The sequence below is a fragment of the Aeromonas sp. A35_P genome, from assembly GCF_002259925.1.
In the GTDB taxonomy this organism is placed as follows: domain Bacteria; phylum Pseudomonadota; class Gammaproteobacteria; order Enterobacterales; family Aeromonadaceae; genus Aeromonas; species Aeromonas dhakensis.
In genome coordinates this window covers 1-12,910 of sequence record NZ_NEVB01000026.1, presented here as the reverse complement: position 1 = coordinate 12,910, position 12,910 = coordinate 1, and the positions used below count along the sequence as shown (strand labels likewise).

At 63.7% G+C, this 12,910-nt stretch carries 13 protein-coding genes; 10 read left to right on the top strand and 3 right to left on the bottom strand.

Going from position 1 to position 12,910, the window contains the following annotated elements:
- Positions 1-157 precede the first annotated feature (157 nt).
- The 4 genes from CAK78_RS02520 to CAK78_RS02505 all read left to right on the top strand — a co-directional run bounded on the left by CAK78_RS02520 (position 158) and on the right by CAK78_RS02505 (position 3,851).
- Positions 158-1,003 (top strand): SDR family oxidoreductase, encoded by an 846-nt coding sequence (locus CAK78_RS02520; RefSeq protein WP_094696262.1) that lies wholly within the window; start codon positions 158-160, stop codon positions 1,001-1,003.
- 1 nt (position 1,004) lies between these two features.
- Positions 1,005-1,643, top strand: a complete 639-nt coding sequence (locus tag CAK78_RS02515; protein ID WP_094696261.1) for a tetratricopeptide repeat protein — start codon at positions 1,005-1,007, stop codon at positions 1,641-1,643.
- 82 nt (positions 1,644-1,725) lie between these two features.
- Positions 1,726-2,415 carry a response regulator gene (locus CAK78_RS02510; protein ID WP_005298307.1) on the top strand — a complete coding sequence of 230 codons (690 nt, stop codon included), beginning with the start codon at positions 1,726-1,728 and terminating at the stop codon, positions 2,413-2,415.
- Positions 2,412-3,851 carry an ATP-binding protein gene (locus tag CAK78_RS02505; RefSeq protein WP_094696260.1) on the top strand — a complete coding sequence of 480 codons (1,440 nt, stop codon included), beginning with the start codon at positions 2,412-2,414 and terminating at the stop codon, positions 3,849-3,851. The genes CAK78_RS02510 and CAK78_RS02505 overlap by 4 nt, the downstream gene beginning before the upstream one ends.
- 54 nt (positions 3,852-3,905) lie before the next feature.
- Here the strand turns inward: CAK78_RS02505 and rloA3 are convergent, their stop codons facing one another.
- On the bottom strand, positions 3,906-4,403 hold the full coding sequence (gene rloA3 / locus CAK78_RS02500) for a retropepsin-like aspartic peptidase RloA3 (protein ID WP_094696259.1): 498 nt from the start codon (positions 4,401-4,403) through the stop codon (positions 3,906-3,908).
- Between the two features lie 405 nt (positions 4,404-4,808).
- Between rloA3 and CAK78_RS02495 the strand changes: the two genes are divergently transcribed.
- The 6 genes from CAK78_RS02495 to CAK78_RS02470 all read left to right on the top strand — a co-directional run bounded on the left by CAK78_RS02495 (position 4,809) and on the right by CAK78_RS02470 (position 10,426).
- Entirely contained in the window at positions 4,809-5,852 is a 1,044-nt protein-coding gene (locus CAK78_RS02495) for a GMP reductase (RefSeq protein WP_019839556.1), read from the top strand.
- Positions 5,853-5,947: 95 nt separating this feature from the next.
- On the top strand, positions 5,948-7,156 hold the full coding sequence (gene earP, locus CAK78_RS02490; protein WP_094696258.1) for an elongation factor P maturation arginine rhamnosyltransferase EarP: 1,209 nt from the start codon (positions 5,948-5,950) through the stop codon (positions 7,154-7,156).
- A gap of 45 nt (positions 7,157-7,201) precedes the next feature.
- Positions 7,202-7,768 (top strand): elongation factor P, encoded by a 567-nt coding sequence (efp, locus tag CAK78_RS02485; RefSeq protein ID WP_005298294.1) that lies wholly within the window; start codon positions 7,202-7,204, stop codon positions 7,766-7,768.
- A 137-nt stretch (positions 7,769-7,905) separates the two neighbouring features.
- A complete protein-coding gene (locus tag CAK78_RS02480; protein ID WP_094696257.1) occupies positions 7,906-8,532 on the top strand; it encodes a DUF2238 domain-containing protein in 627 nt (208 codons plus the stop codon).
- Between the two features lie 67 nt (positions 8,533-8,599).
- Positions 8,600-9,352: a DUF3530 family protein gene (locus CAK78_RS02475; protein ID WP_094696256.1), complete on the top strand. Its 753-nt coding sequence runs from the start codon at positions 8,600-8,602 to the stop codon at positions 9,350-9,352.
- Positions 9,353-9,469: 117 nt separating this feature from the next.
- On the top strand, positions 9,470-10,426 hold the full coding sequence (locus CAK78_RS02470; protein WP_094696255.1) for a D-2-hydroxyacid dehydrogenase: 957 nt from the start codon (positions 9,470-9,472) through the stop codon (positions 10,424-10,426).
- 61 nt (positions 10,427-10,487) lie between these two features.
- Here the strand turns inward: CAK78_RS02470 and CAK78_RS02465 are convergent, their stop codons facing one another.
- Positions 10,488-10,874, bottom strand: coding sequence for a glycine zipper domain-containing protein (locus CAK78_RS02465; protein WP_094696254.1), 387 nt, complete (start codon positions 10,872-10,874; stop codon positions 10,488-10,490).
- 260 nt (positions 10,875-11,134) lie between these two features.
- Entirely contained in the window at positions 11,135-12,643 is a 1,509-nt protein-coding gene (locus CAK78_RS02460; protein ID WP_094696253.1) for a sensor domain-containing diguanylate cyclase, read from the bottom strand.
- Positions 12,644-12,910 lie beyond the last annotated feature (267 nt).

Below are 12,910 nucleotides of genomic sequence, written 5' to 3'. Positions count from 1 at the left end.
TCTTTCTCGTTGGTGGTCATACGGTGACTCCAGATAACACGGTAGGGGTACCGTTTTGTTATCCGGTTTGAAGCCGTATGACCACTCCCTTTTGTGGGCAACTGTCAGGTGAATACCATCTCCATACACTCTATCAACTGACGGAAAACCAGACATCATGAAGCTTGAAGGAAAACTCGTGCTGCTCACGGGCGCCAGCGGCGGGATCGGCGAAGCGCTGGCCCAGGAGCTGGCGGCCCAGGGGGCACACCTGTTGCTGCACGGACGCAGGGCCGGTGCACTGGAGCGGCTGTGCAAGGAGCTGCCGCACCCGGAGCGCCACCAGACGGTGATCGCCGATCTGGGCTCGCCCCAGGAGCGGGCCAGACTGCTGCAGCACCCGGCGCTGGACGAGGGGCTGGACGTGCTGATCAACAACGCCGGCTGCAACCAGTTTGCCTGGCTGGAAGATCAGAGCAGCGAGCAGGTCGAGCGCCAGCTGCTGCTCAACGTCGAGGCGCCGATCCAGCTCACCCGCATGCTGCTGCCCCGCCTGCGCAAGCCGGCGGTGATCATGAACATCGGCTCCAGCTTCGGCGCCATCGGCTACGCCGGCTACAGCGTCTATTGCGCCAGCAAGTTCGCCCTGCGCGGCTTTAGCGAGGCGCTCGGCCGCGAGCTGGAGGGAACCGGTATCCAGGTGCTGCACTTTGCTCCCCGCGCCACCCGTACCCGCCTCAACTCGGAGGCGGCCTACGAGATGAATGCCGAGCTCGGCACCCACACCGACAGCCCGCAGGACGTGGCCGAGGAGGCTGTCCTCGCCCTGTGCAACGAAACCCGCCGCAGCTGGCTCGGCTGGCCGGAGAAGCTGTTCGTGCGGCTCAACGGCCTGCTGCCCGGCCTGGTCGACCGGGCGCTGGCCAGGCAAAAACCCATCATAGAGCGCTATGCCCGCCACCCGGCGCCCGCTGCCGGCAATTCGGGGCACACCACCTCCGTCATGACAGAGAAGGAACGTTAAGATGAAGCACGCCACTTTCCGCCCCCGTCTTACCCAAGGCGCCCTCCTGCTGCTCATGCTGGGCTCTGGGATGGCCCAGGCCGCCGACGCCCTGCCCGTCATCCAGCAGCAGTGGGCCGTCTGTCAGTATCAACAGACCGGCAAGGCCAAGGAGAGCTGCCTCGAACAGCTGAGCAGCCAGGCCGATCAGGCCAGCGCCAAGGAGGCCTTTCGCACCGATCTGCTGATCTGGTCGGCCATCGTCAAGAGCACCTGGGCCGGCGCCAAAGGCGGGCTGGGTGCGCTCGGTCTGGTCAAGGAGGCCAAGGCCAAGCTGGAGATCGCCCTCAGGCAGGACCCCAAGGCACTGGACGGCTCCGCCTACACCAGCCTGGGCTCGCTCTACTATCAGGTGCCGGGCTGGCCGGTGGGGTTTGGCGATGACGAGAAGGCCGAGCAGCTGCTCAAGCAGGCGCTGGCCATCAACCCGACCGGCATCGATCCCAACTTCTTCTACGGCGATTTCCTGCTGGATCAGGGCCGCAAGGCCGAGGCCAAGGGCTATCTGGAAAAAGCGCTGGCCGCCCCGCCCCGGCCGGGTCGCGAGCTGGCGGATCAGGGTCGGCGCATCGAGATCCGCGACCGCCTCGACAAGCTGTAAATCCGTTCGGGATCAGCGGGCTATTTAAACTCTGCCCACCAGCTTGCATACTGGTGGGCAGCGTCTTTTGAGGGGAATAACAATGCGGATCCTGTTGGTGGAAGATGATGTGATGCTGGGCGACGGCATGGTGGATGCCCTGCGCAGCAGCGGCTACACGGTGGACTGGCTGCAGCAGGGGCTGCCTGCCCTGTCGGTGCTCAAGAGCGAGGAGTTTGCCGCCCTCATTCTGGATCTCAACCTGCCGGACATCGACGGCATCAGCCTGCTGCGCAAGCTGCGCCGGGAAGGCCAGACGCTGCCGGTGCTGATCCTCACCGCTCGCGACGCCCTCGACGATCGGGTGCTGGGGCTGGATGCGGGCTCCGACGACTACATGGTCAAGCCGTTCGCCCTGCAGGAGCTCAACGCCCGCCTGCGCGCCCTGGTGCGGCGCAGCAAGGGCCAGGCCCAGGCGGTGCTCGAATACGGCGAGCTGCAGCTCTATCCCGAGTCCCAGCAGGTCACCTATCGGGGCGAGCCGGTCAAGCTCACCCCCCACGAATACAAGCTGCTGCAGGAGCTCATCACCCAGAGCGGGAGGGTGCTGAGCAAGGATCAGCTGCAACAGAGCCTCTACGGCTGGGACGAGGGGGCCGAGAGCAACGCGGTGGAGGTGCACATCCACCACCTGCGCAAGAAGTTCTACAGCGATCTCATCCGCAATATCCGTGGGGTCGGCTACATCATTCCCCAGCTTGAACAGGCCCAGCGCCGGGACGGCCGAGCATGACGCGTCCCCGCTCCATCCGCCGCTTTCTGCTCTCCGGCATCCTGGCGCTGGTCAGCGCCAGCCTGGCCGTCAGTGCCCTCATCGGCTATCTGGAAGCGAGCCACGAAATGGAGGAGCTGTTCGATGCTAGGCTCGCCCAGTCGGCCCGCATCACCAACCAACTGCTCGGCCGCTATCTGGAACAAAACGGCGAGCTGCCCGCCAACGGCACCGTCTATCAGGAGTGGGAGCAGAGCAACCCGGAGCCGTGGCAGAAAGACAAGAGCTTCAACCTGCGGGGGGAAGACAGAGAGCTCACCCCCTTCGGCCACGAGTTCGAGCGCAACCTCTACTTCCAGCTGCTGAGCGAGCAGGGAACCATACTGCTGCGCTCCCCCAGTGCCCCCAGCCAACCCCTCGGCACCCTGGCTCCCGGCTTCAACAGCGTCACCAAGGACAACCACGAGTGGCGCACCTTCACCCTCTACAACCAGGACGCACAGACCTGGCTCATCGTGGCGGAGCGGGACGACGAGCGCAGCGAGCTGGCCAGCAAGATGGCCACCCTGACCATGCTGCCGCTGCTCATCACCCTGCCCTTCCTGCTCGGCCTGTTGTGGTGGCTCATCTCGCGCGGGCTGGCGCCGCTGCGCCAGTTTGCCCAAGCCATCGGTGAGCGCCACCCGGCCAACCTGAGCCCGCTCAACCTGAAGATCCGGGCCCTGGAGCTGACCCCGCTCACCAACGAGATCAACCGCTTGATGCACGCGCTTGCCGACACCATAGAGCGGGAGAAGCAGTTCACCAACGAGGCGGCCCACGAGCTGCGCACCCCGCTGGCGGTGCTGCGCATCCACAGCGAGAACGCGCTGGCCGCCGAGGATGCAGAGAGCCGTCAGCACTCCCTGCAGAAGATGCTGCTGGCACTCGATCGCAGCGATCGGCTGCTGCGCCAGCTGCTGACCCAGGCCCGCATCGACAACCAGCAGGGGCTGGAGCTGAGCGAGCTCAACCTGAACCAGCTGCTGCAGGGCACCCTGGCCACCCTGGCCCCCATCGCCCTGAAAAAGGATCAGCAATTGTCGCTGGAGGGCACCGAGCAACTGACGGTGATGGGGCAGGCCACCCTGCTGGAGCTGATGTTCAGCAACCTCATCGACAACGCCCTGCGCTACACCCAGGCCCAGGGCGAGATCGTGGTCGAGGCGTGCCAGGAGGGGCACAGGGTCAGGGTCGACATTCGCGACAACGGCCCGGGCATCCCCACTGCGGCCCTGTCGCGCCTGTGCGAACGCTTCTTTCGGGTCAATCCCCAGCAGGGGGACGGGGTCGGCCTCGGCATGGCCATCGTCTCGCGCATCGCCCAGCTGCACGGCGCCGATCTCGACATCCACAACCGGCCAGAAGGGGGGCTGGAGGTGAGCGTGCTGCTGCCCGCCCCTTCCCGCCCGACCTGACCAGCGCCATAAAAAACGGGGGCCAGGCCCCCGTTTTTTATGGCGTCATCCACCTCAGCGACAACTCGGCTGCACCGTGAAGGTTCGGCTCGAATCCACCGCGCCGAGCTCCGCCAGCAGGCGGCGCCCCAACAGCACCGGATAGATCATCTTGCTGCGATCCCGCAGGGTGAACCACTCTTCATAGACCTTGTCGCCCAGACAGATGGACATGGTGACCGTGGGGCGCTGCTCCATGCCGCCGGCACCACGTACCGTCACCATGTGCTCCACCGGCCGCTCCAGGGTCTGGCTCACCTGCCGGTCGGTATTGGCATCGGTCACCTGCAGGGTAAAGCGCACCCAGGGCTTGCCGTCACGCTTGAAGTGGCGCAGATCCCGCGCATCGAGCGAGGAGGTGAGCGCCCCGGTATCCAGCTTCATCTTCACCGCCACCCCGCTCGGCATGATGAGCCCCTTCTCAATCCAGCCATAGATGGCGGGCGCCGGCGCGGCGAGGGCCGGCAGGGCGAACCCGGCCAGCAGCAGCGGTATCATTCGCAATCGGATCATGTCTACTCCTTGTCAGGACGGGGCCGCCACAGGCCCGAGCCGCCCAGAGTGGGGATGGAAAGTCCGGCTGTCAACTGGCGAACGTGTCTGGCTGACCGCAACCAACGCGGCCATGGCCTGTGGCGTCAGGATCACGCAGAACCTTGCCAGAAAGGATTCAATCAGGTGGTTTCAAGTAGACGGATGGGACGAGATAAACGGGGCTGGATGAAACCCAATGCTGTGCTCAGGTTGTGACGCCAAAGGCTACCACAACGCTGAGTGAATTATCAGTCTTGTTCCGGAGGGATTTTTGCCTACACTGTTGTAAACCGGAGGCCCTGAAAACCACCGGTTTTTTTGCGCCTGCCGAAAAGTTGCCACTGCAAAGTGACCTATCAAACAAGGCTCAATAAGGAATTCGTAATGCGTATCGAAGAAGACTTGAAGCTCGGTTTCAAGGATGTCCTGTTCCGCCCCAAGCGCTCTACTCTCAAGAGCCGTTCCCAAGTCAGCCTGACCCGCCAGTTCACCTTCAAGCACACCCAGACCCAATGGCAAGGGGTGCCCGTCATCGCCGCCAACATGGATACCGTCGGCAGCTTCGCCATGGCGCGTACCCTGGCCGGCTTCGAGATGATGACCGCAGTACACAAGCACTACAGCCTTGCGCAGTGGCAAACCTTTGTGAATGAAACCGACCCGGCCCTGCTGGGCCACGTGATGGTCTCTACCGGCACCTCTGAGGATGACTTCAACAAGACCCGTCAGATCCTCGCCATGTCCGAGGCGCTGCGCTTCATCTGCGTCGACGTGGCCAACGGCTATTCCCAGCACTTCGTCGAGTTCGTGCGCAAGATCCGTGACGCCTGCCCCAACCACGTCATCCTGGCGGGCAACGTGGTGACCGGCGAGATGGTCGAAGAGCTGATCCTCTCCGGCGCCGACATCGTCAAGGTAGGCATAGGCCCGGGCTCGGTCTGCACCACCCGGGTCAAGACCGGCGTCGGCTACCCGCAGCTCTCCGCCATTATCGAGTGTGCCGATGCGGCCCACGGCCTCGGCGGCCAGATCGTCGGTGACGGCGGCTGTACCTGCCCGGGGGATGTGGCCAAGGCGTTTGGCGGCGGCGCCGACTTTGTGATGCTGGGCGGCATGCTGGCGGCCCACGAGGAGTGCGGTGGCGAGATCGTCGATGTCGATGGCGAGCCCTTCATGAAGTTCTACGGCATGAGCTCGTCCAGCGCCATGGACAAGCACGCCGGCGGCGTCGCCGAGTACCGCGCCTCCGAGGGCAAGACAGTCCTGCTGCCCTACCGCGGCCCGGTGGAGAACACGGTGCGCGACATCCTGGGCGGCGTGCGTTCCACCTGCACGTATGTGGGGGCCAGCCAGCTGAAGGAACTCACCAAGCGCACCACCTTTATCCGGGTGCGTGAGCAAGAGAACAACGTCTACGGCAAGGAGTAACCTGCCGCAGCCACCGTCACGCGCTGACGGTTAGAAGCCAGCCAACCGGTGTGCTACCCTGCGCACCGGTTTTTTTGCATCTGGAACCCCGCGACATGACAAGCCCGCTTCCCCCGTTTGACTGGGACATCTTCTGCTGCGTAGTGGACAACTTCGGTGACATCGGCGTCACCTGGCGGCTGGCCCGCCAGGTGAAACGGGAAGGTGCGCTCCCGGCGCAGGAGGGTGAAGTTCAGGTGCGGCTCTGGGTGGACGATCTAGAAAGCTTCGCCCGCATCTGCCCTGGGCTAGACCCCGCGCAGGAGAGCCAGTGGGTCGACGGCATCCATATCCAGCACTGGCATGAGACCCTGCCGGCCGACACCATCCCGGCCCGGGTGGTGATCGAGGCGTTCGCCTGTGAACTGCCCGCCCTCTTCATTGAACAAATGGTCGAGCAGATGGTGAGCCAAGCCAGGCCACCCTGCTGGCTCAACCTGGAGTACCTCTCGGCCGAGAGCTGGGTCGAGGATTGCCATGGCCTCGCCTCTCCCCAACGGGTCGGCAACCAAAGCCTCAACAAATACTTCTTCTTCCCGGGCTTCACCGCCAGAACCGGCGGCCTCTTGTGCGAGCGCGGCCTCATCGTCGAGCGCGAGCGCTGGCAACTGGATGAAGCGGGACTGAACGCCTACTGGGCGAGCCTGGGCCTGCCCCCCAAACAGGAGCTCGAGCTGCGGGTCAGCCTCTTTACCTACGAGAGTGCCGCCCTGACCAGCCTGGTCGAGAGCTGGTGCCAGGGCGCCACCCCCGTCACCCTGCTGCTGCCGCTCGGGCGCTCCCTCAACGACGTGCTCACCGGCGCCGGGCTGGCAGCTGCCATCCCCACGGCCCGAGCGGGGGATCTGCTGCGCTCGGGCAACCTCGCCATCAAGCTGCTGCCGATGACCGATCAGGCCGGCTACGATCGGCTGCTGTGGAGCTGCGATCTCAATCTGGTACGCGGCGAAGACTCCTTCGTGCGGGCCCAGTGGGCTGCCCGCCCCTTCCTCTGGCACATCTACCCGCAGGAAGAGCAGGCGCACATGGTCAAGCTGGACGGCTTTCTCGACCACTATCTGGCAGAGCTGCCCACCGCCACCGGCCAGTGGCTGCGCGGTTTCAGCCATGCCCTCAATCAGGGGGAAAATACCCGTGAATGGTGGGCCCAATGGCCGGATCACGCCGCGATATGGCAGCAACATGGGCGACACTGGTCACATAAGCTGCTCCAGGACGGGGATCTCGTCACGAGGTTGGTGAAATTTTTAGAAAGCCGTATATAATCTGGCAGTTTTTATCCGTCCGTTTCACGAACAGGAATTTTTTACATGAAAACCGCACAGGAAATCCGCGCTGGTAACGTAGTCATGATCGGCACCGAGCCGATGGTGGTCCAGAAGGCTGAATTCAACAAATCCGGCCGTAACTCCGCCGTGGTCAAAATGAAGCTGAAAGGCCTGCTGAACGGCAGCGCCACCGAGACCGTCTTCAAGGCCGACGACAAGCTGGACGTTGTTCAGCTGGAACGTAAAGAGTGCACCTACTCCTACTACTCCGACCCGCTGTACGTATTCATGGATACCGAATACAACCAGTACGACGTCGAGAAAGACAACCTGGGTGACGCGCTGAACTACCTGGTAGACGGCATGGAAGATCTGTGTGAAGTGACTTTCTACAACGAGAAAGCCATCTCCGTAGAACTGCCGACCACCATCGTGCGCGAAGTTGAGTACACCGAGCCGGCTGCCCGTGGCGACACCTCCGGTAAAGTGACCAAGCCTGCCCGTCTGAAGGGCACCACCTACGAGCTGGCCGTTGCCGCCTTCGTAGAGATCGGTGACAAGATCGAAATCGATACCCGCACCGGTGAGTTCAAGCGTCGCGTCAACTAAGTTGACCCCTTGGATCAGTGGTAAAAAAGCGAGCCGTCGGCTCGCTTTTTTTATGGGCGCATCGGCCCCTGCTGTATTCGCGGCGCAAACATGGCTAAATGGAGCATGCTGGCTTGTGCCATACCCCGGAGCGCCCCATGACATCCCTGCACAAAGCGCTGTTACTGCTGTTGACCCTGCTACTGCTGGCCCTCTCCGGCTGGCAACCCTATGACAGGGCGACCTGGCTGATGGAGGTCGCCCCCGTGCTCATCGCCATGCCGCTGCTTGTCCTGACGCACCGCTCTTTTCCGCTCACCAGCCTGCTCTATCTGTGCATCACCCTGCACGCCATGGTGTTGATGCTGGGCGGCGCCTACACCTATGCCCGCGTCCCACTCGGGTTCGAACTGCAACAGTGGCTCGAGCTCGGTCGCAACCCCTATGACAAGATTGGCCACTTCTTCCAGGGCTTCGTGCCCGCCCTGGTATGCCGGGAGATCCTGCTGCGCGGGGGCCATGTACAGGGCCGACGCATGCTGGCGTTTCTGGTGGTCTGCGTGGTGCTCGCCATCAGCGCCACCTACGAGTTCATCGAGTGGGGGGCCGCCCTTGCGCTCGGCCAGGGGGCGGATGAGTTTCTCGGCACCCAGGGCGATCCCTGGGATACCCAGTCCGACATGTTCTTCGCCCTGATTGGCGCCGTCAGCGCCCTGCTGCTGCTCTCGCCCCTGCACAACCGCCAGCTGGCCGGGCTGGCAAGCCTCAAGCGACCGCCACGCTAACGCTGCCACTTCCCCCTTCAGAAAACCGGCCTGGTGCCGCTAACCCGAATAACCGGGGGAGCGCACTATGGCCAAACTGTTCTTATCACTGCTGTTACTGACCCTGCAGGCAGGCAACCCCTTGCAGGCCAGCGAGGGCACACCGCTCACGCCCCTCGACTACTGGCAGAACAACGACTGGCAGGGACTGCCCAACAGCACCCAGATCGACAAGCAGACGGTGCTGTTTGCCAAGCACGACAGCGACAGCTACGTGGGGCTCGCCATCCTCTTGCCCGACTGGCAGCGCAGCGGCCAGCTGTGGCAGCTGACCCGGGCCCTCGGCCGGCTCGGCTTCGACACCCTGCTGCTGCTCCCCTCGCCCCAGCAGACCGAACTGGACCCCGCCGCCGAGAAAAAGCAGCAGGCCATCGACGACTTTCGCAAGCAATTTGCCACCCGCATCAGCAAGCTGGGAGATGCCAAGCTGCAGGAGGGGGGCTTCAAGCTGATACTGGCGCAAGGCACCGGCGCCGCCTGGGCCACCCACCTCATCGCCAGCGAACAGCTGCCCGCCCCCGATGCGCTGGTGCTGCTCGACGGCTTCTTCCCCGACCAGCAGAGCAACCAGGTCTTCGCCAAGGAGATCGCGCAGGCCACCATGCCGACCCTCGACCTCTATCAGGAGGATGGCGGACGCTGGCCACTGCTGGCCGCCGAGGCGCGCAGAAGCGAGAGCCGCCGCAGCCACAAGCTCAACTACCGCCCCTACGCCCTGCTGGAGCTGGATGAAACGCCGACCCGGATCCAGGGCTGGCTCACCCACCTCGGCTGGCTCTGACGCCAAAAATGCCGCCTGTCTCACATCCGGCACGATTGCCAAGGCCTTGAGGTGCAGCAAACTGGCCCTTTGCCGCCGATGTTTGGCATCATGGACGCCTCAACGGCAGGAGGCTTCATGCAGCAAATTGTGTTTCTCGACAGCGATACCCTGGATACCGGCATCACCCTGCGCCACCCCGACTTTCCCCACCACTGGCAGAGCTACCCCAGCACGGCCCCCGAGCAGGTGGTAGAGCGACTCAAAGATGCCAGCATCGCCATCATCAACAAGGTACGCATCGGCGCCGCCGAGCTGGCCCGGCTGCCGGACCTGAAACTCATCGCGCTGGCGGCCACCGGCAGCGACAACGTGGATCTGGAGGCGTGCCGCGCCGCCAATGTCGGTGTCTGCAACATCCGCAACTACTCGGGCCCCTCGGTACCGGAACACGCCATGGCGCTGATGCTGGCCCTGGCTCGCAACCTCTTCTGCTGGCGCCAGTCGCTGCTGGAGGGACGCTGGCAGCAGAGCGGCCAGTTCTGCTTCTTCGATCACCACATCACGGATCTGCACGGCAAGCGGCTCGGCATCATCGGCAAGGGGACGCTCGGTCAGGCCCTCGGCGAGCGGGCCAGGGGGATCGGCATGGAGGTGCGTTACGCCCAGAGCCAGGTCGGCGCCAGCCACGACGAGGATCGGCTGCCGCTGGACGAGCTGCTGCAAAGCGCGGACGTCATCAGCCTGCACTGCCCGCTCACCCCCTATACCCGCAACCTCATCGGCGAGCGGGAGCTGGGGTTGATGAAGCCGGGTGCCCTGCTGATCAACGTCGGCCGCGGCGGTCTGGTGGACGAGGAGGCCCTGCTGCGAGCGCTGGCCAATGGTCGCCTCGGCGGCGCCGGTTTCGACGTGGCGAGCGTCGAACCGCCGCCCCCCGACCACCCCTTGATGAAGGCGCTGCAGTACCCCCACTTCATCCTCACCCCTCACGTGGCCTGGGCCAGCGAGGAGTCGATGCAGCGCCTCGCCGATCAGCTGATCGACAACATCAACGCCTTCGCCGAGGGGCGCCGCCAGCACCGGCTGGTGTGACCCCTCTGGCGACCAAAACGAGAGAGGGGCCCATCGGCCCCTCTCTCAATGCTGGCGGCGATCAATCATGGTCGTGCCATCTGTGTTTCTTGTGCTTCTTGTGTTTCTTGTAGTACCTGTGGTCATCGTCATAGTAGCGATCGTTGCTCTTGTGGCCATCCCCGGTCTTGGCCCCGATGGCAGATCCGCTGGCCCCGCCCACGCCAGCCCCGATCAGCTGACCCGTGCTGCCGCCCACGCTCTTGCCGATGGCGGCCCCGCCCAGTGCCCCGACGGCCCCGCCGAGGGCAGCTTCATTCTTGTTGCCCTTGTTGGCCGTGGCCGCGCCGCCGGCCGCACCGCCGCCCAGGATGGTGTTGAGGGTCTCCGACGCCTGCGCCGCACCGCTGGCCAGCAGCAGTGAGCCCAACAGGGCCAGGGCGCGCATGCCGTGCTTGTTCATCTCCATGGGGTACTCCTGTCAAACCTGATTAATTTCCCCGAACTATACGATTCCCGGCAGAGGGCGCCACTGTCGCAGCAGAGCGACACCCGGCCAGGCACTGCCTGCAGCGCTGACCAAATCAAGCTTAACATATTGAATTTTATTACCAAAAAACGGATGCTGTGAAATGACAGCGGGGGCAGTCGCCGGGCCACCAGGCAGAGCCCCCCCGCTCACCCATGATCGATATGACAGGATCTGTCAGCATCTCCGTCCGGCCGGGGTCACTGCGTCAGCGACCAGCCGTCGCGCCCCAGCCGTTTGCTCCGGTAGAGACACGCGTCGGCCCGCTCGAACAGCAGGGCCCCGTCCTCCATGCTGTGAGCGCCGCCCACGCTCAGGGTGACCGGCTCATGAAACTCGCGCCAGCGCTGGTTGCGCACCCTGGCCAGCAACCGGGTCAGCCCCGCCTCCAGCTCGTTGCGCGGCCAGGTCAGCAGCGCAGCAAATTCGTCCCCCCCGATCCTGAAGACGCCGCCACTGCCAAGCTCGGTCACCAGCAGCTCGGCCACCCGGCAGAGCACGCCATCCCCCACCGCATGCCCCCAGCTGTCGTTGATGCGCTTGAAGTGATCCACGTCGAACAGCAGCAGCCAGTGGGGTGTCGCGCGCTCTTCCAGCTCGGCGCGACGCAGGGTGAAGGCCCGCCGGTTCATGATGCCGGTGAGGGGGTCGTGCAGCAGCGCATCCTGCCCCTGCAGAAAACTCGCCCGCACCTGATCTATCTCGCTGAGGCTGTCGTGTACGAACCAGGTCTTCAGCCGGCCGGGTCTCCTGGCCTGGGTCGGATCCTGCACTATGCCGGTCAGCGAACCCGCCACCAGGGCCTGCTCCTGATTGAACACCCGCACCAGAAAGTTGATGCTGCAAAACCAGATGGCAAACAGCAGGAGCAGCGGCAGCGCCACCATCAGCAGGGCTTCTTCAAGATCGTCATGAAACAGTTCGGGTGGCAGATAGATGTTGAGATCCCAGTCGATCTCCTCCAGCTCGCGACGCAGGTGGCTACCGTGCCGGATCACCGCCAGCCCCTTGTCCGCGCCCCCCGGCTCGGCCGCTGACGGTTGATAGAGCGCCATGTTGCTGCCCACCACCAGCTTGCCGTCCTCCCGTGCACTGAGGTAGATGGCCGCCCGGTTGCCGCCCATGGCCCGCTGCAGCGCCTGCTCTATGGTGTTGAAGGACATGTCGACCATCAGCAGGCCGAGCAGCTGGCCATCCTGCCCCCGCACCCGCTTGATGAGGGTCAGGATCGGCTTGTTCGAGCCGAACTCCGGATAGGGGCCGAGCCAGACGAGATCCGCCCCCGGCATCGACAAGGCCCGATACCAGGGGCGGCTGGCGGCGCGATACTCAACCGGCTGCTGCCAGGCCGGGTAGCTGCTGAGGCGATCCGTCTGCGGGTGATAGAAGTAGATGTAGTGGCTGTCGCGCTTGATCTGGTGGGCAATGGCCCAGAGCGGGTTGTCGGCCGGCTCGCCGCGGGCGATGGCAGCCTTGTCCAGCGACGCCTCCAGCACGGCGATCTGACGCTGGTTGGCCAGCACCAGCTCGTGGATCAGGGCCGCTTCGAGAGAGGAGAGCATGTGACCGTAGCCAGTCACCGTCTTGTCGATGCTGCGCAGATAGCTGGCCGTCGCCAGGGTGAGGGTGACCACCAGCACCAGGGCCCCCAACAAGAGGGTCAACGAGGTCAAAAGGTAATAACGCCGATTAATCAACCACTGGATCATCAACACTCCGCAACAAAAACTGGAATGCGAGTATTTTATGGTGCTCAAAGGGAATTATTCATTGATTGATATCAGTCGGGATTTTGGCTAACTGACAAAAAACACATAAACGTGATGCCGCTCTCCCACACCACAAATATCCATATCAACAAATAGTAAAAACAGTGACCACTGTGCGTTGACGGCTAACCCGCAAGAGGGTGTTATAGTCTACAACTCGAGCAATCGGAGCCGGATGGCCTTGCCAAGGATCACCGAAGACGATTC

Bases quoted from the DNA above. Each gene is read 5' to 3' on its own strand.
- CAK78_RS02520 (WP_094696262.1), top strand. From the start codon at position 158: ATGAAGCTTGAAGGAAAACTCGTGCTGCTCACGGGCGCCAGCGGCGGG.
- CAK78_RS02515 (WP_094696261.1), top strand. From the start codon at position 1,005: ATGAAGCACGCCACTTTCCGCCCCCGTCTTACCCAAGGCGCCCTCCTG.
- CAK78_RS02510 (WP_005298307.1), top strand. From the start codon at position 1,726: ATGCGGATCCTGTTGGTGGAAGATGATGTGATGCTGGGCGACGGCATG.
- CAK78_RS02505 (WP_094696260.1), top strand. From the start codon at position 2,412: ATGACGCGTCCCCGCTCCATCCGCCGCTTTCTGCTCTCCGGCATCCTG.
- rloA3 (WP_094696259.1), bottom strand. From the start codon at position 4,403: ATGATCCGATTGCGAATGATACCGCTGCTGCTGGCCGGGTTCGCCCTG.
- CAK78_RS02495 (WP_019839556.1), top strand. From the start codon at position 4,809: ATGCGTATCGAAGAAGACTTGAAGCTCGGTTTCAAGGATGTCCTGTTC.
- earP (WP_094696258.1), top strand. From the start codon at position 5,948: ATGACAAGCCCGCTTCCCCCGTTTGACTGGGACATCTTCTGCTGCGTA.
- efp (WP_005298294.1), top strand. From the start codon at position 7,202: ATGAAAACCGCACAGGAAATCCGCGCTGGTAACGTAGTCATGATCGGC.
- CAK78_RS02480 (WP_094696257.1), top strand. From the start codon at position 7,906: ATGACATCCCTGCACAAAGCGCTGTTACTGCTGTTGACCCTGCTACTG.
- CAK78_RS02475 (WP_094696256.1), top strand. From the start codon at position 8,600: ATGGCCAAACTGTTCTTATCACTGCTGTTACTGACCCTGCAGGCAGGC.
- CAK78_RS02470 (WP_094696255.1), top strand. From the start codon at position 9,470: ATGCAGCAAATTGTGTTTCTCGACAGCGATACCCTGGATACCGGCATC.
- CAK78_RS02465 (WP_094696254.1), bottom strand. From the start codon at position 10,874: ATGGAGATGAACAAGCACGGCATGCGCGCCCTGGCCCTGTTGGGCTCA.
- CAK78_RS02460 (WP_094696253.1), bottom strand. From the start codon at position 12,643: ATGATCCAGTGGTTGATTAATCGGCGTTATTACCTTTTGACCTCGTTG.